18 protein-coding genes are annotated in these 17,901 nt (G+C 38.7%); 3 read left to right on the plus strand and 15 right to left on the minus strand.

Features of this window, described 5'->3' with window-relative positions:
- Positions 1–11: 11 nt before the first annotated feature.
- From MHB51_RS08970 to MHB51_RS08985, 4 genes are all read right to left on the minus strand, one after another.
- Entirely contained in the window at positions 12–1,280 is a 1,269-nt protein-coding gene (locus MHB51_RS08970) for a nucleotide sugar dehydrogenase (protein ID WP_066168335.1), read from the minus strand.
- 170 nt (positions 1,281–1,450) lie between these two features.
- A complete protein-coding gene (locus MHB51_RS08975; protein ID WP_342557979.1) occupies positions 1,451–2,284 on the minus strand; it encodes a flagellin in 834 nt (277 codons plus the stop codon).
- 381 nt (positions 2,285–2,665) lie between these two features.
- Positions 2,666–3,127, minus strand: a complete 462-nt coding sequence (locus tag MHB51_RS08980; RefSeq protein WP_066168331.1) for a transcriptional regulator — start codon at positions 3,125–3,127, stop codon at positions 2,666–2,668.
- A 94-nt stretch (positions 3,128–3,221) separates the two neighbouring features.
- Positions 3,222–4,157 (minus strand): Rpn family recombination-promoting nuclease/putative transposase, encoded by a 936-nt coding sequence (locus tag MHB51_RS08985; protein WP_342557980.1) that lies wholly within the window; start codon positions 4,155–4,157, stop codon positions 3,222–3,224.
- A gap of 105 nt (positions 4,158–4,262) precedes the next feature.
- Between MHB51_RS08985 and MHB51_RS08990 the strand changes: the two genes are divergently transcribed.
- Together MHB51_RS08990 and MHB51_RS08995 are read left to right on the plus strand one after the other, a co-directional pair.
- Positions 4,263–5,828, plus strand: a complete 1,566-nt coding sequence (locus tag MHB51_RS08990; protein ID WP_342557981.1) for a hypothetical protein — start codon at positions 4,263–4,265, stop codon at positions 5,826–5,828.
- 11 nt (positions 5,829–5,839) lie between these two features.
- A complete protein-coding gene (locus tag MHB51_RS08995) occupies positions 5,840–8,581 on the plus strand; it encodes a DEAD/DEAH box helicase (RefSeq protein WP_342557982.1) in 2,742 nt (913 codons plus the stop codon).
- Positions 8,582–8,764: 183 nt separating this feature from the next.
- Here the strand turns inward: MHB51_RS08995 and ssb are convergent, their stop codons facing one another.
- Complete coding sequence (ssb, locus tag MHB51_RS09000; RefSeq protein WP_107942049.1) at positions 8,765–9,184, minus strand: single-stranded DNA-binding protein; 420 nt, start codon at positions 9,182–9,184, stop codon at positions 8,765–8,767.
- 307 nt (positions 9,185–9,491) lie between these two features.
- On the opposite strand from ssb, the gene MHB51_RS09005 reads away from it, so the two are divergent.
- Positions 9,492–9,920 carry a YwpF family protein gene (locus MHB51_RS09005; protein WP_066168323.1) on the plus strand — a complete coding sequence of 143 codons (429 nt, stop codon included), beginning with the start codon at positions 9,492–9,494 and terminating at the stop codon, positions 9,918–9,920.
- 436 nt (positions 9,921–10,356) lie between these two features.
- On the opposite strand, the gene MHB51_RS09010 is transcribed toward MHB51_RS09005, so the two are convergent.
- The 10 genes from MHB51_RS09010 to spoIID form a co-directional block, all read right to left on the minus strand.
- Positions 10,357–10,716: a hypothetical protein gene (locus MHB51_RS09010; protein WP_342557983.1), complete on the minus strand. Its 360-nt coding sequence runs from the start codon at positions 10,714–10,716 to the stop codon at positions 10,357–10,359.
- Between the two features lie 97 nt (positions 10,717–10,813).
- The gene (locus MHB51_RS09015) at positions 10,814–11,197 is read right to left on the minus strand and encodes a hypothetical protein (RefSeq protein WP_066168318.1); all 384 of its coding nucleotides are present in this window, start codon (positions 11,195–11,197) and stop codon (positions 10,814–10,816) included.
- Between the two features lie 337 nt (positions 11,198–11,534).
- Positions 11,535–11,972 (minus strand): 3-hydroxyacyl-ACP dehydratase FabZ, encoded by a 438-nt coding sequence (gene fabZ, locus MHB51_RS09020; RefSeq protein ID WP_066168316.1) that lies wholly within the window; start codon positions 11,970–11,972, stop codon positions 11,535–11,537.
- Between the two features lie 258 nt (positions 11,973–12,230).
- Positions 12,231–12,509, minus strand: coding sequence for a DNA-directed RNA polymerase subunit beta (locus MHB51_RS09025; protein WP_066168314.1), 279 nt, complete (start codon positions 12,507–12,509; stop codon positions 12,231–12,233).
- A 19-nt stretch (positions 12,510–12,528) separates the two neighbouring features.
- On the minus strand, positions 12,529–13,365 hold the full coding sequence (locus MHB51_RS09030; protein ID WP_107942047.1) for a flagellar hook-basal body protein: 837 nt from the start codon (positions 13,363–13,365) through the stop codon (positions 12,529–12,531).
- A 15-nt stretch (positions 13,366–13,380) separates the two neighbouring features.
- Positions 13,381–14,220 (minus strand): flagellar hook-basal body protein, encoded by an 840-nt coding sequence (locus tag MHB51_RS09035; protein WP_342557984.1) that lies wholly within the window; start codon positions 14,218–14,220, stop codon positions 13,381–13,383.
- 146 nt (positions 14,221–14,366) lie between these two features.
- Entirely contained in the window at positions 14,367–15,368 is a 1,002-nt protein-coding gene (locus MHB51_RS09040) for a rod shape-determining protein (protein WP_066168307.1), read from the minus strand.
- Positions 15,369–15,854: 486 nt separating this feature from the next.
- Complete coding sequence (locus tag MHB51_RS09045) at positions 15,855–16,121, minus strand: sporulation transcriptional regulator SpoIIID (protein ID WP_066168305.1); 267 nt, start codon at positions 16,119–16,121, stop codon at positions 15,855–15,857.
- A gap of 91 nt (positions 16,122–16,212) precedes the next feature.
- Positions 16,213–16,878: a M23 family metallopeptidase gene (locus tag MHB51_RS09050; protein ID WP_066168303.1), complete on the minus strand. Its 666-nt coding sequence runs from the start codon at positions 16,876–16,878 to the stop codon at positions 16,213–16,215.
- 56 nt (positions 16,879–16,934) lie between these two features.
- Entirely contained in the window at positions 16,935–17,822 is an 888-nt protein-coding gene (spoIID, locus tag MHB51_RS09055; RefSeq protein ID WP_066168301.1) for a stage II sporulation protein D, read from the minus strand.
- Between the last annotated feature and the right edge of the window lie 79 nt (positions 17,823–17,901).

Consider the following 17,901-nt stretch of genomic DNA (forward strand, 5'->3'; position numbering starts at 1 on the left):
TTGTATACTTTTTAGTTTTTAGCATCCCCAAGTAAGTGGAATTGATAGCCCGCTTGCTCCCATTTTGCACGATTTAAGCAGTTTTTCGTATCGAATACAATTTTATTGTGCGATGCCAATGTTTCTGGATTTAATACTTTAAATTCATTATGATCAGTTAAACATAGTAAAATATCCGCAACCCCTACTACTTCCTCAAAGCTTTGCGTTTGTGTTGCGTGCTTGTTTTCTTTTATATGTGGGTCAAATGACACGACCTTTAAGCCTAAGTTTTGTAATTCATTAATAACGGCTGTCGACGGACTTTCACGCATATCGTCTACATTTCCTTTAAACGCTAGACCTAGCACACCAACAGTCGCACCTGCAATGTTGTTTTGATTTAAAATCGCCTGCGTTTTTTGTGCTGTATAGCTTGGCATACCGTCATTCGTATTGCGCGATAAATGAATGATTTCCGCTTGTCCACCACCGATTTCCACTAAAAACCATGGGTCCACTGCGATACAGTGACCGCCAACACCAGGCCCTGGGAAATGGACATTAACACGCGGGTGATAATTAGCAAATTTAATCGCTTCCCAAATGTTTACATCTAACTTTTCAGCCATTTTTGCTAGCTCATTAGCAAATGCAATATTGACATCGCGATATGTGTTTTCCATTACTTTTACAAGCTCAGCTGTCGTTGCATCTGTTAAATGGATTGTGCCTTCAACGAAAGTTTCATACAGCTCCTTCGTTAGTTGAGCCGATTTTTCATTAATTCCACCTACGATACGGTCATTTTTCACAAGCTCCTCAAAAATACGCCCTGGAATTACCCGCTCTGGTGAGTGTGCAACATAAATTTGTGTACCGATTTCTAAGCCTGATTTTACTAATTCTGGCAGCATAATATGCTCCACAGTTTTTGGAGGCACTGTCGATTCTAAAATAACTAAGTTTCCTTCTTTAATATACGGTACAATCGAAGCTGTCGCTTGACGCACATATTCTAAATTAGCCGTATTATCAGGATTAATTGGTGATGGTACCGCAACGATAAAGACATCCGCCTCCTGTGGCGACGTCGACGCAGTTAACAGCCCTTCATCTACTGCTTTATTTAAGCGCTCCTGTAGACCTTCCTCTTCAATATGTAGCCTTTTTTCCTGAATACTTTTTACTGCGGCGGGATTTAAGTCTACCCCATGTACTTTTACGCCATAGTTTGCAAACATTACGGCTGTTGGCAGGCCAATATATCCTAAACCAATAACACAAATTGATTTTGTCATGCTCGTTACTTCCTTTCATCTTCAAAGAGCGAATGTATATACTTACAGACGCATTTTCTGGCAAAATGGTTCGAAAACCTACTGCTTTACAGTATACAACTTTTTGATGCTTGTTGTGAAATAATTTTATCGTATATAAAACGACTGTAGGGAATCCCTACAGTCGCTTCTTATTTTCTACGTCCCGTATCCAACAGCATTAATACAGATTGAGCCTGCTGCATATGCAAACGCAGTACGTATTGACTTGCCTGCAATAAAATATTGGCACGTACATAATTCATCATTTCCTTCGCAATATCCGCATCACGAATGCGTGATTCAGCAGCCGTTAAATTTTCTGCCGTGTTCATAACATTATTATAGGCATGCTCCATTCGGTTTTGATAAGCTCCCATACGCGAACGCTCCATTGATACTTTATGTAGCGCATCGTCAAGCTCTCCGATTGCTTTATCTGCATTTTCCTGTGTTAAAATATCAGAATCATCAAGACCGAGCTTCGTAGAGTCCATACCTCCAATATATAAATCAATTGTCTGTCCTGAATTCGCACCTGCTTGAATTTTTAACGGATTATTCTCATAATCACCATTCAATAACTTCCTCGTATTGAACTCCGTTTGCTGAGCTGAACGAGTAATTTCCTCCTTCAACTGCTGATACTCCTGATTAATTAACTCGCGATCCTTATCCGTTAGCGTATCGTTCGCCGCCTGTACAGCCAACTCACGCATCCGCTGAATCATCGCATGTGTCTCATTCATTGCTCCCTCTGCCGTTTGCACAAGGGAAATTCCATCTTGAATATTTTTACCCGCCATATTTAAACCGCGAATTTGGGCACGCATTTTCTCTGAAATCGCTAGCCCCGCAGCATCATCTGCCGCACTATTAATCCGATAACCTGACGAAATACGTAATAACGCTTTATTCGCCGACGCATAATGACGATTCATATTATTCAATATGGAGTAGCCAAGCGAATTCCATTGACCTAACATCCGTCGCCCTCCTTCATTGTTTTTGTTTATATCGGCTCGAATTGAGAAGAGTTTATAATTGAATGTCACTTGAGAGAGAAACTGACCTCGAACATCTTCGAGGTTTTTGTGGTTCTATTGGCGCTTCTCCCGATTCTATTGACGGGGATGTTCGAAAAATCCAATTTATTTTGGTGCGGCGGTTTTTATCACTCCACTTTTATTAAAGGGGTAGCCAATGTTCATCACATTTTTTAAAAAAGCCTTCTCTAGTTAGCTGAATCAACATTTTGTCAAACATCATTGCTATTGTCCTAGTGATTTTGATGTATTAACAAGTATTGTCAAATGGCTGGCACTTAATTTACAACAAAAAAACACCTCCTCAGATTTTGGAAGGTGTTATAGCATGCCGCGCTGCTCTAAATGCCAGACTAAATTGTAGAACATCGTTTCATTGCGCTCAGTTAAGGCATAATCAATTAGCCGCTCTGCATTTTTCCCCTCTAATTCACGGATAATAGAAGAAGCTTCATGTTCTGATTCCGTTAAATCCTCTGTCACTGTATTCGCTACTTTCTCCTCGATAATTGGTAGTAAATAATCGTAAATATTCGATATAAGCAATAATTGGTAAAGAGGGATTCGTATAAAACGACTACCATTTTGGAATACAAAAACATCCGACACATTTTCTATTTTATACGTTTTCAGATTAACAACCATTTCTTTTCCATCTAAAGGAATAAAATGAAATAACTCTTCCTCCTTCATAATCGAAAGATGCTGATAAGCAAAAACTAAACATAACTTTGCTCCAGCCATCCTTGTATACAATGGCTTCATAAACTGGATGCGAATCACTTTCACCCTCCTTAAATATTTCCGGTTCTATTACAGTTTATTTTCTCCATCAGTGCGAGTTTTCAAACATCTTTTTCTTCTAGGATTCTTTCCATTAACGCTGTTTACGTAATTGCCGAATTTTTTCAAGGGGCAGTGCTGTCACTTCCGCAATTATTGCGTCAGCAAATCCCTTTTTCAGCATGTTTATTGCAGTTTGTTCTATTCCTTGCTCTATTCCTTCCTTATATCCCGCAGCGTGAGCATCTTGCTTGCCTGCTTCTTCATCTAAAATGTATTTTAGACGAGATTCGTAGGCTATTCGGGATTCGGGCGTTTGGCTTAGCTCCTCCCATGCACTAAAGGCTTGTCGTAAGTTTTTATCTTTCATAGCTAACTCCTCCAGTTCCTTATAGATTTGATTGTATACATGATGTTTTCGTGCATCTACTGCTCCTAACAGCATGAGCCATCTGACGAGAATATCATCGAGTGGGGCAATTTTTTCCGCAAACCATGCCTCTAGGAATTTGTTTATTTCGATGAAGTGAATTTCCAAAACATCATCCTTGTGCAGTAGCCGTTGCTGCGTGCTGTCTTCGTATAGATGATATGTGCTGTGATAGTGCGGATTATCAGCGATTAGCGTATAGTTGCAAATATTAATTGTAATCGTTGAATTTAACGTATTATAGCCCTGCCCTTTTTTTAGAGGGACTCTGTAGAGACCCGCCCAATAATAGAGTGTTCGTTTAAACATACTTTCTTTTTGAGTTAGTTGCATTTCGATATTGATATATTCGCCCAGCTGCGTTTTCACTACAATATCCAGTCGGGACTGCTTATCTTCTTCAAATTCTCCACTGAATTCGTTATTTTTGAAAAAAATCTCTTGTACATTGTCACGTCCTGTTTTCTGCAAAATGGCGTTTAGAAAGACGACTGTTATATGTTTATTCTGTTCACTGCCAAATAGTTGCTTGAAAGCAAAGTCGACTTTTAAGTCGAGCAGTTTTTCTAATGGGATGCGGCGTAATGCTTTTTTATTCACTCGAGTTTCCTTTCTGTTATTTTAGCATATTTAGGCATTCGGCTTACGTTTACTTGTTTTTCAAGGTATAATGGAAGGAACGACTTTTTTAGGAGAGAAACGATTATGGCTTTATCAATATCCGATGTTGCGCATCGTCATTCGGCGTTTATTCGTCAGCAGTTGGAGGAAATGGAACGTTTATTGCAGCCTTCGTCAATCGAAGATGAAGAGCTAGTACGACGTGCCGTCTTTTCCGTGCGAAATAAATCTGTGCTATTTGAGCGTTTTGTTGCGCAAAAGGATGTACTGTTTACAGTTGTACAAGATGTGCGACCTGCTGAAGTGACTGTTGACTTCAGTCAACAGCTCATAGTATGTACATGCCCCCAGCAAAATTGCTGTCGCCATAAGCTTGGTGTGATTCTTGGGCTTTATCAATATTTAGGCTCTGTGCAAGAATGGACAAGCAATTGGCGAGCGCAAAAAAACGTTCATTTGAAATCTTTAGCTACTGAGCGTAGCCCTGAAAGCTGGCAACGTATGGTGGATGAAGTAATGCAACATTTGCTGTATGGCTCTAAAGCAATTGAAAGCTACTCTATTTCTGCATTGCTAACGACTGTACATTCAAAGCTACAGCGCTACACACCACTTGAACGTGAATGGCAGCCTCTCTTCAAATTGTTTATGGAGCTAGCTGTTTTAAATAAGCTATGGGCTCACTTGAATCAGACAAACTCATCAGTTCACAACTATTATTTTGAGGCTGCGATGAACATTAGACTCGAAACTATACAAGCAATAACATCTGAGTTAAGTACAAAATCACGTCTCTTTGCAACAGACCCATTCTTTGATGCCATACAGGATAGTGTGCGTGAGCTTCTTTTTGAAAAGGATGGTCAGCCACAAATACGTTTTCAATTTTATTTAACAATTTGGACAGATGTTTTTAATGAAAAAAATCGCTATGAGAAAGAGCTATTTTTATTAGAAAAACTACATGTCAATAGTGATTTTCCTATAGCTACTGGCCATACACTTTTTTACGTTCTTCTAAGGGACAGCGCAAAACTTAATGAACAGCTATCCTATATTGATACGTCGGACCTTCATTTTTATTTGCTTATTGCAAAATTAGCATCGAAACATTATATGGAAGGTTTGCAAATATTATTAAGATCGATGCTACTACATTTGGAAAATTTTATTCATAATACACTCGCACCTCAGCAACGTCCACCATTTATTAAAGAAGTAAATGCACTTTATGCCAATATAGAACTTTCCGAGCAGGAGGCAGTTGTACTTTATCAAGCGTTTGGTCGTTATGGTATACAGCCTTATGCAGATTTTTTGCTGCGACAGGCTCGCTATGATGAATGGGTAGCCCTGCAGCAGCTTTACCCTTCTTCCATCAGTTATCTAGAGGCAAGGGGCTTAAAAACGGTGGTCAATGAGGCACCTGCTGCTGCATTACCTCTTTATCATTATTATGCATTAGAGGAGCTACGCCAAAAATCACGTCTAAATTATAAACAGGCAATTCGTATTTGGAAATCGATGAAAAGTGTTGCTAAAAAAGCTGGCAAAATGACGTATTGGACAAATTACATGCAAACTGTACAAAAACAATTCAAGCGCCTGCGTGCATTGCAGGAAGAATTGGATAAGAGCAATCTCATTTAAGGAGTTTTTATATGACCGACACATTCACATCACCTTTTGTAAAGTTGCTGCGTTTAAAAATTACGCAGCTTCAAAATGGCTATTATGCAATCATGGCTTTACACGAAGATGGTTTAATCTCACCTCCTGAAAGCTGGATATCACAGCTTTTTTATAAATATGAAGCGAATTTTTACGGACTTATTGTACCATTAGATGAGCGCGATATTACATTGTCAGCGGCCGAGCTATTAGATGTGCTCTCACCTTCTTTTAAGCATCCTTTACTTAACATTGTCGGAGCGGATGCTACATCTGAGGCATTACTTGGAACTTTCCACAAGCTTGTTCCGCAATGGAGAAGTAGCACGCTTTGGCGAACTGCCTACTTTAATGAACAAACGCTATATTTCGAACACGATAAAGAAAATGTTTTGGCTACTGCTGCTATGCAAAAGCTTTCGAGCAATGGACTACAGTTTGAACAATGGAAGGAGCTTGTGCCATTTTTTGCGGATGGCGGCTGGCCACTGCAAAGTGAGCAAAATATCGCTGATTTAAAGTTTGCCTTACGTTTGAGCGAGCCCAATGAGATAAGTACTGAGTGGCTGTTAGAATCTGTTTTAATTACAGCAACAGAAAGACATTGGACACCTGCTGTACGAAAGCGTAGGTTAGCAATTGAGGAGGCTTTGCCCGATAAATGGAAAGCTCTTTCAGCAGATATCAAAGCAATTCAACAGCAAATGCTGTCATTACTAAACCTAGAATCTGAAGGCTTTTTATATCACAACCTTTCAGATGCACAAGTAAAGCTTTTTTTGCGTGATGATATTGCCGTTTTACAGGCACTTGGCTATGAGGTTATTTTGCCAGCTTGGTTGAAAGAATTAAAGCAATCAAAAATGCGTGTCCAAGTAAGTGCAGGTCAAGCATCTACACGTTCTGTCGCAAGTCTCGATGATGTTTTAACATTCAAATGGCAATTTTCAATGAACGGCGAACATATTTCTGCGGAGCAGTTTCGAAAACTTGTGGAAGAAAAGCGTGAATTTATGCGTGTCGGTACAGAATGGTTCCGCATTGATGCAGTGTGGATGCAAGAAATGCGTGAGCTAATGGATAAAGCGACCAATGAACAGTGGACAGTAAAAGAGCTACTGTTTAGAGAGTTACCAGAAACTTTAACAGCACCAGTAGAAGAGCTTGATGAAGAGGATGCTGAACGTGACAACCCTATATTAGCATTTGAAATGCAAAAATCTCTCCAGCAATATTTACAGCAATTACAGGAAAAACAGGGTCTTCCAAGCGTTCCTGTACCGTCACAGTTGGAAGCAGATTTACGTCCCTATCAACAACAAGGCTTTGAGTGGCTTGTCTTTATGCGAAAGCAAAAATTCGGTGCTTGTCTAGCCGATGATATGGGGCTTGGTAAAACAATTCAAACAATTAGCTATCTTTTATATACGATTAATACACTTGATGTAACAGAACCTGCAATTATTATTTGCCCAACCTCGGTTCTAGGAAATTGGCAAAAGGAACTGGAGCGCTTCGCACCCTCTTTAACAATTTATACGCATTACGGAGCTAATCGCTTAAAGGATGCTTTGCTCCGTGATGAAATGAAACGAGCAATGCCTCAAATTGTGCTATCGACATACGGAACTATTTCACAGGATGCAGAGTTTTTACAACATTTTAGCTGGTCGAGCATTATTTTAGATGAGGCACAAAATATTAAAAATATGCAAACAATGCAATCTCGTGCTATTCGCAAATTGCGTGGTGAGCATCATATTGCATTGACAGGCACACCTGTTGAAAATCGTTTGTCGGAGCTTTGGGCTATTTTTGATTTTATTCATAAAGGCTATCTTGGTAGCTTTACGAAATTCCAAGAGCAATTTATTTTGCCGATTGAGCGCGATGACTCTGAGCAACATAAGGAGCTACTACGAGCAAAAATTCAACCATTTTTACTTCGCCGTATAAAGCGCGATTCAAAATTAATGTTGAATTTACCTGATAAGCAGGAAATTCAGGAATTTTGCCCATTAACAGCGGAGCAAGCTGCCCTTTATGAAAGCTATATTGAAGATACTGCAGCACAGCTTGAGCAGCTAACGGGCTTTGAAAAAAGAGGGCGCATTTTAAAAATGCTAAATAAATTAAAGCAGCTATGTAATCATCCTGCACTTTATTTAAAGGAGCCTTTTGATGATGCGAAGACGATGCTAAGCCGTTCTGTAAAACTAAAACGTATTGTAGATTTAACGGCTGAAATCGTTCATAACGGAGAGCAATGTTTAATTTTCACGCAATATATTGGCATGGGCAATATTTTACAGCATTGCTTTGCTGAGCTGTATGATATTGACGTCCCATTTTTAACAGGCAGTATGCCAAAAAAGCAGCGCGATCACTTAGTTGAAGCATTTCAAGCGGGGGAATTTCCAATTTTTATTTTATCGTTAAAAGCTGGAGGAACAGGATTAAACTTAACTGCTGCTAGCCATGTCTTGCATGCTGACCGCTGGTGGAATCCCGCAGTGGAAAATCAGGCGACAGATCGGGCCTACCGAATTGGTCAAACTCAATTTGTGCAAGTTCATAAATTTATGACACTTGGCACAATTGAAGAAAAAATCGATAAAATGTTAACTTTAAAATCAGCTCTATCAGAAGAGCTAATTCAATCAAGCAAATGGCTTACGGAGCTTCAAGATGATGAGCTACGCGAACTTTTTTCACTTGATTTAGTTAGATAAAACCCCAAAATTTGTACTCATTTAATAGCGTCCTATCTTTGCGCCAAAAGATAGGACGCTTTTTTTGTTCTCTACATTTTATTCAGTTGTGAATTTTAGAATTTGCTATGCGGTTAAGGGGTACTTTTTTCACTCCTTTACATTTTTAGTTTAAGATAGAAGTTAGTTTTGTAGCAGTTGTTTCTAAAGGTTGATTGGCAGTGTATCTTCTGGTAAAGTGAAATGCTCCGATACGTGCCGCATTTCATCGTTGGACTCCTCAGTCACATTGCTTGTCGGCACACTTTGTTTCAAAGCATAAAATCGGACGCCTTCAGCAACGACATCCATCGCAAAGATACGGTTATTTTCTTTATTAATGTAAGAGCGTGTATGTAAGCGCCCATTAATACCAATTAAAGAACCTTTACCGCAATATTTCACAATATGCTCTGCTAGTCTTCCCCATGCGACACACAAAACATAATCTGCATCTACACTGCCTTCGTTATTACGATAATTGCGATTGATTGCTAATACGAAGCTTGTTTGTACTTTCGTATCAGATAATTGTCGTAACTGTGGATTTTTTGTTAAACGTCCAACAAGTCCGATTTGATTCATTGATTCACCTCCTTCGTTAGCAATAATATACCTCACAGCAATAAAATTTGGCAAAATCTGAAAAGTGATATTTGCTATAGTTTTGACTAGCCAAACTTAAATTTTTGACCCTTTTTAAAATTTATTTTGTCATATTTTAGTGCTCTAACCCATGTCAGTAAAAGCTTTATTGGGAATATGCGCAAATATTAAGTTTCGCATTTTTTGTATGTTATACTTAAACAAAGACTATTTTGTTAATGACTTGAAAGAAAAGTCTTTTTCAATTAATGAGTGAACGAAATTTACTTTGAAGGAGGCTATGTGTTTGAAGACTTTTAAATTGATGGCATTTGATTTACTAACTGACGATACTATACAACCAATACGCATTATTGATGGATTGACGATTAATTTAGAGGATAGTCATCAATCATGGGTACTTGAGCTGTTTATTCCAAATGAGTACCATTCTATATTTAAAACACTACAGGAAAATAATAGCGTGTTTGACGCACATGCCGTTATCTCCTTTCCTGATAATGAGCCTGCGCCATTTTCTTTAATCGTTAGCACAATTACTGAAATCGGTGACCGCTTGTCAGTGTTATTAAAAGGTTCAATTAAAGCGCGTCGCCAAAAATATGCGGAGCTCTTATTACAACAGCTATTAGAAGAAGGATTATCAAGTGACGAGCTCTTACAGCGCTTCCAGCATGATATGAAAGAGCGACCTAAATTAAATAGACAGCAATGATTGATATGGGCGTCCAAAAACCCTGCTTTGCTTAGGGGATATTTCGATAGCGTTTCATCAAAATAACAACTGTTTAAAATAGTGAGGCTTTCTTTGAGAATGGAGTAAATATTGGATTTAGTAACTCGCCTTGAGTTATTGGCGATTTCTTGAATATATTTGCGACTTGCCCCGGTTTATTTGCGACTTTTCGTATATATTTGCGACTTGCCTTGGTTTATTTGCGACTTCTTGAATATATTTGCGACTTACCTCGATTTATTTGCGATTTCTCGAATATATTTGAAACTTTCCCTGATTTATTAGTGGCTTTTTGAATAAATTGACGACTTTTCAAAGAAACGCTCTTTTATTTTATTTCGTTATTCCTTTGATAAAATATCATTAAAAACGTCCCCTAAGCAGGCAATACGCTGCTTGGGGGACGTCTTTTTCTTTAGCGGTTGTCTAAATTATTGCGATCGCGCATGTCTGCTGGATTTTCGATAATGTCCTCTTCATTTACACGACGTTCAATAACTTGACCATCGTTGCCAACACCATCATTTGGCGCGACGCGGTCAACTTCTGCGCCATTACGATTGCCCCCAGTAGCAGGATTCACTGTGCCATTAGGTGCTGTGTTATTTATTTCGTTATTGTAGCGTGGTGTATAGTTATTATCAATAACATCATCCACCCCACGACGAATTTCGTTTGCTGGTGTATTATCGTTCATCGCATTACGATCTCCTGTATTACACCCAGCTAATAATGACGTAGCAAGTAATGTTGCTGCAAACAAACCTTTCCACATAAGAAATTCCCTCCTTTCCATGGACTCATCTGATCAATACTTGATCGTTTATTAGAGTGCCCGGGAATGAAGGGAACTATCCGAAAATTTTATAGTTCTATTTTAATTTTTCTTTTAACACTTGCTCAACATAAGCCGCCTCTGCTTTGCAACCGAATGTGTAATTTGTGCCTAATTTTTTTTGCATTTTAGCAATGGAGTCGATTTGCTTTTTCGTTGGCTCTTCTCCTAAAATTTTTGCAATTACTTCGTCTACCTTTTTGGCAATTTCATTATGAAATTCTTCGCTTACTAATACTTCGTGAGGTACTTTATCAAACCAAGCCGCATTTTCTGTAAAATATTGCTGCCAACTTGTCATGAAATCTTCCATTGAAAATTTATCTTCATCCCACTCAATGCTTGCTAAATAAAGCTCAAATGATGTGGAAATTGATCGTGTAATACTTATTTTTACACCTGAAGACAGTTCTTTATACATAAAAATTTAAACCTCCTACGTTTAAAAGCCAACCCTTTCAATCAATTGCACTTTAGCTAATTTTAATCCAAATTTTTTGAGTTCGTGAGGGGAATCTCATCAAAATCTGTAATATTCGCCAAAGCCTTTAAATCAAACTCAGTCATTTCAGCAACAATGCCGTACTCTTTGACTAAGTAATCTGCCCTTTCACTAATGGGAACGCTATATATTTACCGCTTTACTTTTGCAACATGAAAAATATGTTGAATTAAAATAAGTCAACCTATACATCTTATAGTTTTTTCTTTGTAAATGCAAATAGTACTAGGTTATCTGAAAAAATTGGTTTTTTCAATTACTTCGGCTGAACTGGTCCTATTGCAAATAAAATATCCGTTTCACAAACCAACTCACCATCAACTGTTGCTACGGCATGTCCTTTACCCATTTGACCACGCAGCTTGACAAATTCTACTTCCATTTTTAATTGATCGCCTGGTACAACTTGGCGTTTAAAGCGACAATTATCTATACCTGTTAAAAAGACAATACGTCCTTTAAATTCATCTGAGCTTAATAAGGCAACGCCACCTACTTGTGCTAGTGCCTCTACAATAAGAACACCTGGCATTACTGGGTAGCCAGGGAAATGACCATTAAAAAATTCTTCATTTACCGTAACATTTTTAATACCTACCGCGCTCTTGCCAACTTCAATTTCTAAAATGCGATCAACTAATAAAAATGGGTAGCGGTGCGGTAAAATTGCTTGAATTTGTTCTGCATTTAACATAAAAAAACCTCCACTCCTATTTAATCTTATGTATGGTAATTATTATACAGGAATTTATTAATTACGCCTTAACTAACTCTAGGCTGGATTTTGCTAAAATTCCAATCTAATTTGGTAATTCATGCATGACATTTGGCTGTTAGGTAAATAGGTTGGCACCTATATTATCTAACAGCCATTTGCAGCTATGTTTTGCTTACATTTCCCTTAACTTAAATAAAACAAAAGGAAATGGCTTTCTTAGCAAATCAATGCACTTTATTCTTTTCCTTCGATGATATCAAATATATGTTGCCACGTACTCCATTTTAACGCATCGCTTGCTTCTCCGCCTCCGAGAAAGCCGTAACCAAACATGACACCACCAATTGCTGCACCAACTAATAGGGCTAGTACAAGTACAATTCGCAGCCAAATTGGAATTAAGCGTATTTGTACCCAACGTATTCGTTTCGTCGTTTCTTTTGCCTCAATTTCCTCACTACGTCTTCTTCTTTTTTTGGGGGCTACATCTTGTTCATTGAATTCGTTCGTCATTTATTATACTCCCTTATGCTTATCGAATACCGTTAATGAGCCCTAGCATTTGGTCTGCAAGTGTGACTGCGCGTGAATTAAATTGATATGAGCGCTGCGTAGCAATCAAGTCTGTCATTTCCTTCGAAATATCTACATTCGACATTTCCAATGTTTGGATACTCAAACCAATTTCCGCACGACCCGCTCCTTGTAAATCCGTTAAAATATCTGCTTGCGTGTAGCCAAGAGCTGCTAAATTAGTCGGCAAGCCAATATATGTACCACTAATTTGCTCCATTGCTTGAGGCTTTTGTAATTCCGATACGGCTAAATCCACTGCTATTACATCACCATCTGGGTAATTCACATTTAAGCGACCATCTTGAGATAATGTAAAGCCTGTTGCAAAATCAGGGAAATAAATAGCATTTCCATCGCTATCTGCTACAGGATATCCATCGGCATTTACGAGCATCATTTGTCCGTTTTCCATTGGCGATACATAAAAATCACCTTGGCGTGTATATGCTGTGCGCTGACCATCACCATCAGGCATTAAAATATTGAAATATTGATTTTCCTTCGTAAATGCAAAGTCAAGGTCGCGTCCTGTACTCTGTAATGAGCCTTGCTTTTGATTTGATTGGACTAGCGATACATGTGCTCCGACACCATAGCGAATCCCTACGGGTGATTGGCGCAAAGTTTTATCCAATTTATCGTTATTATATTGCTGGTAAAGCAGCTCTGAAAATTGTGCGTCCTTCGCTTTATAGCCATGTGTACTACTATTTGCAAGGTTATTGCTAATTGTATCTAATTTCGTTTGTAGCTGTGTTAATGTATTTGTTGCCGTTACCATTGTGCGTAGCATGCAATCATCCCTCCATTACACTTTCCCAATTTCATTTACTGCCTTTTCCATGCTGCGGTCATATGCTTGAAGAACTTTTTGATTTGCTTCAAATGCACGGTATGCCGTTAATAAATCTGTCATCGAGCGCGCAGAATCTACGTTAGAGCCCTCTAAGTAGCTTTGACGCGTTGCAAACGTTACACCTGCTTGTCCATATGCTGATGGTAGTACACCTTCGTCAAGCATACGATATAAACCATTATCCTGCTTCATTAAGACATCTGGGTTTGCTGAGAACGCTACACCAAGCGTTGCCACTTGTGTGCCGTTTTCATCTAAAATCGCACCTGTATCCGTAATTGTAATATTATCATTTGCTAGCTGAATACGCTCGCCTATGTCAGACAGCACAAAAAGTCCTTGTCCGTTCACTAAATTGCCTTGTCCATCTAATGTAAAGTTACCATTGCGAGTATAAGCTTCTCCACCCGCTGGATGCTGCAGACGGAAGTAAATAGCACCCTGGTTACCGGATTCCTCATCAATTGGTAGCGTAATATCTACTAGTGCTACATCTGCTGGCAAATCTGTTAATAGTAATGAGCCTTGTGTATTGTTAGCAATTGTTTCTTGTAAGTATACCCCTGTTGTCAATGCACCGATTGGATTTAACTGCTGTAGAGTTAAACCTTTTTCTGTCGGTATATTTGTTGTTCCCTTTGCTGAGAGGAGCATGTCTGGGAATGAACGAATTGTTGATTGGTCTGCTTTAAAGCCGGGCGTATTTGCGTTTGCCATATTATTTGTCAATATTTCAGTGCGACGTTGCTGTGCTAGCATACCTGAAGCTACTGTATAAAATCCTTTGAACATAAAACACACCTCATTTACTAGTTGTTATGATTCAACAAAAAATTCTCACTTCAAGCGAGTGGTAAGCTGAATTGAATACTAATTAGCGTTTACTCACTGATTGAGTAACCAACATCGGGTTATTCGATTTAAACGAAAATAATCGATTACTCTGCTGTGGCACCTGCTGAACGGTCAATATTATTCAACATAATACCTGTGCCAATTGCTACACAATCCATTGGCTTCTCTGCAATAAATACAGGTACTTTTAGCTCTTCAATCAATAATTGATCCATACCGTGTAATAATGCGCCGCCACCTGTTAAAATAACACCTCTATCAATAATATCTGCCGATAGCTCGGGTGGCGTTTTTTCTAATACATTTTTAGCTGATTGTACAATCATCGATACCGATTCATGCAATGCTCTCTCGATTTCCGTAGAATGAATTGTAATCGTTTGTGGCAAGCCTGTCACCATATCACGCCCACGTATTTCCATTGATTCATTACGGTTACCTGGGAATACTGTACCAATTGTCATTTTTACCGCCTCTGCTGTGCGCTCTCCAATTAATAGCTTGTATTCTTTTTTTATGTATTGCAAAATGTCGTTGTCAAATACATCGCCTGCTACTTTAATTGATTCACTTGTTACGATGTCTCCCATTGATAATACAGCCACGTCTGTCGTACCTCCACCAATGTCAACTACCATATTGCCACTCGGCTGGAAAATATCCATTCCTGCACCGATTGCCGCCACTTTCGGCTCCTCTTCTAAATAGACCTTTTTACCGCCAGATTTCTCAGCAGCCTCACGAATTGCTTTTTGCTCTACACTTGTAATATTTGTCGGACAGCAAATTAAAATACGTGGCTTTGATAAAAATCCTCGCACATTTAATTTATTTATGAAATGTCGTAGCATTGCCTCTGTTACATCAAAATCCGCAATTACCCCATCTTTTAAAGGACGAATAGCTACGATATTACCTGGCGTACGCCCAACCATTTGTCTCGCCTCTTCACCAACTGCTAACACTTTTCCTGTCTTTTTATCCATCGCTACTACAGATGGCTCATTTAGTACAATGCCTTTCCCTTTCACATGGATCAGAACATTCGCCGTCCCTAAATCAATACCAATATCTTTCGAAAACATTCCCTTAGTTTCTCCTTCCGCCAATTCAAGTCTTTACGTACATCATTCTATTTTCAAGAGCTGTTAAGTCAATCTTATCGGCTCAAAAAGCAACAAACTTACTTTAACTACTTCTTCTTTAACCTATTCCCCGCTTTAATAGTTCACTAGCGGGAGAATGGGCAGCTGTTAGATTGAATATATGCTTACCTGATATTCCTTATTTGTCCCGCATTAACGGGCATTAAGACTCCTATTTCAAGACTTAAGTGAAAATCAGCTTAAGGATAAGTTGGAGTTCAACTGCCCGTAAAAGCCCGATTGGTTCAACTAACTATCAGTGGAATTGAGGAAAACCTCCACTGATTGAAGTTTCACTTTATATATTTAGTTATCTAGACTATTTTATCACATTGAGGAAGTAATTACATCCTCTTTTATGGCAAACTATTCCCTAAAATTGTCACTGAAATAGAGAAAAAGCACTTAGATGAACGTAAGTATCATCTAGGTGCTTTGTTCGTGTTGCTTCGATTGCCATTTTTTCTTCGTTGCTTCTCCACCGCGCAAATGACGGACGGATTTATGATAGGCTAAAATTTTTTTTACTTCCTGTGCTAAAGGCTCATTTATTAATACAAGCCTTTCAGTTAAATCCTTATGCACAGTACTTTTAGAATAACCTGTCATTTTAGCTAAAGTGCGGACTGTTTCTTTGGTTTCGATTAGCAACTCACCTAGCTGAACACAGCGACGCCTAATATGTTCGTGCACGTTCCCTTCCTTTCTACTTAGGATGTAAGAATGTGCCGTAGCTTAGTAGTATGTTTCTTCACCTTATGAGTCGTCCGCCACTATTTAGAACTTAGAATGCAAGCAATTTTCGTGGATTAATTGCTTCACCATCTTCTAACACTTCAAAATGTAAATGAATACCTGCTGTCGGATTCCAATCATTATCCATTGTCGTTGCTAATGGCTGCCCTTGTACAACCTCGTCGCCTTCTTTCACAACAATATCTGTAATCGAACTATAGCGCGTTTCCATGCCATTTGCATGTTGAATTGTAATGCTATTTCCTGTGAAAGCATCCATCTTAATTTTTGTTACGACACCACTCATGGCAGCAAGCACTTCAAATGGCTCACTATTAATAGCAAGTGACATCCCCGATGATGTTGAAAAAGTTTGCTTAAATACAAGCAGGGCATTTTCACGAGTTTTTGCATCTGCCGATAAATCATAAAAATCCTGCAGCACTGTTAGTTGATCTAATAATGCTTCATCAAACGGGAATTTCAAATTTTCTTGCGCTGTGTTTGTTTCAATTATCGGCTGTTGCTGTTGTGGAATTTCTTCTCGAGCAACCGTTTCTGTTAATAGGCGCTCTTCCTTTTCTGTAACAAGCGCATTATAGCTAAACATAAGTGCTAGTACGGCGAGTGCAATACCCGCATAAATAGCTGGCCAAAACCATGGCTTTTGTTTTAAATTTTTTGGAGAAGGTTTTAAATTTTTTTCCTCTCGCATGTTCATCACCTCTGAAGCTAGTGTGAACAAACTATACAATTTTTAAACACGTCAGCTTATTTTTTTGTACAAACATTGCCAATTGTCGTGTGCGGATAATAATGACCAATTATTTGCTCAGCTGTAGCGTTATTTTGTGCTAACTCATTTGCCCCATACTGGCTCATTCCTACGCCATGGCCATAGCCTTTTGTTGTAATGGCAATATCGCTGCCATCCTTTATTAGCGTAAAGTCCGTTGAGCGCAATTGCAAAAGCTCTCTAAAATCACGACCGCTAAATTGTTTTTTTCCTATTACTGTTTGAACACGTCCCGAGCTATTACGCTCAAGTTTTAATGCTAAAAAATCATCTTGTGTCCAGTTTGTTTGTAGCTTGTCATTTAGCTCTGCCACAGTCATTTTAATTGTTTGACTATTTTTCTCGGGCGATGTTACGGATTGTAAATAAGGTAGGTCATGTCCACTATAATTTTCCGCTGACTCTGTAACTCCATTTGATGAAGCATGAAACATCGCAGAAATTGGTTCTTCATTATACAGTATAATTTGACCCGCTGTAGCCTGCACCGCGTCTGAAATTTTTTGCTCATACTGTGCAAAGGCTGTTAACCATTTTTGCTGTCGTGCCTTCTCGTTAATAAAAACTTGATGCGTCGTTGTCGGCTTAATCGGTTTTTGTCCGTAATTTGTATTACGTATGACATAAGTGCGCGCAGCGATGGTCTGAGCCTGCAATGCAATAGGATGAAAGCTAGCTGGCATTTCTGCAGCAACAACACCGATTAAATACTGCTCTAATGGGATGCTCTGTGCTTCGCCTTCAACTGTAATAAAAATTTCACAGGGCTCTGATAGTGCTGGCTTTTGTTTCTTGTAATAAAGTAGCGGCACAGTAAAAAGAAAGCAGATGGCAATGATGATAATAATGATGTTTTTTTTCATACGCCATTGTATGTAGCTTTTTAAAAATTTATTTATCTAATTACAAAAGGCCATCGAGAATGGAATTGATACCCTACTT

Source organism: Metasolibacillus sp. FSL K6-0083, from assembly GCF_038630865.1.
In the GTDB taxonomy this organism is placed as follows: domain Bacteria; phylum Bacillota; class Bacilli; order Bacillales_A; family Planococcaceae; genus Metasolibacillus; species Metasolibacillus fluoroglycofenilyticus.

Bases quoted from the DNA above. Each gene is read 5' to 3' on its own strand.
- MHB51_RS09025 (WP_066168314.1), bottom strand. From the start codon at position 12,509: ATGACGAACGAATTCAATGAACAAGATGTAGCCCCCAAAAAAAGAAGA.
- fabZ (WP_066168316.1), bottom strand. From the start codon at position 11,972: ATGTTAAATGCAGAACAAATTCAAGCAATTTTACCGCACCGCTACCCA.
- MHB51_RS09040 (WP_066168307.1), bottom strand. From the start codon at position 15,368: ATGTTTTCGAAAGATATTGGTATTGATTTAGGGACGGCGAATGTTCTG.
- ssb (WP_107942049.1), bottom strand. From the start codon at position 9,184: ATGAATCAAATCGGACTTGTTGGACGTTTAACAAAAAATCCACAGTTA.
- MHB51_RS09010 (WP_342557983.1), bottom strand. From the start codon at position 10,716: ATGTGGAAAGGTTTGTTTGCAGCAACATTACTTGCTACGTCATTATTA.
- MHB51_RS09035 (WP_342557984.1), bottom strand. From the start codon at position 14,220: ATGTTCAAAGGATTTTATACAGTAGCTTCAGGTATGCTAGCACAGCAA.
- MHB51_RS08970 (WP_066168335.1), bottom strand. From the start codon at position 1,280: ATGACAAAATCAATTTGTGTTATTGGTTTAGGATATATTGGCCTGCCA.
- MHB51_RS09050 (WP_066168303.1), bottom strand. From the start codon at position 16,878: ATGCGAGAGGAAAAAAATTTAAAACCTTCTCCAAAAAATTTAAAACAA.
- spoIID (WP_066168301.1), bottom strand. From the start codon at position 17,822: ATGAAAAAAAACATCATTATTATCATCATTGCCATCTGCTTTCTTTTT.
- MHB51_RS08990 (WP_342557981.1), top strand. From the start codon at position 4,263: ATGGCTTTATCAATATCCGATGTTGCGCATCGTCATTCGGCGTTTATT.
- MHB51_RS09030 (WP_107942047.1), bottom strand. From the start codon at position 13,365: ATGCTACGCACAATGGTAACGGCAACAAATACATTAACACAGCTACAA.
- MHB51_RS09015 (WP_066168318.1), bottom strand. From the start codon at position 11,197: ATGTATAAAGAACTGTCTTCAGGTGTAAAAATAAGTATTACACGATCA.
- MHB51_RS08975 (WP_342557979.1), bottom strand. From the start codon at position 2,284: ATGTTAGGTCAATGGAATTCGCTTGGCTACTCCATATTGAATAATATG.
- MHB51_RS08995 (WP_342557982.1), top strand. From the start codon at position 5,840: ATGACCGACACATTCACATCACCTTTTGTAAAGTTGCTGCGTTTAAAA.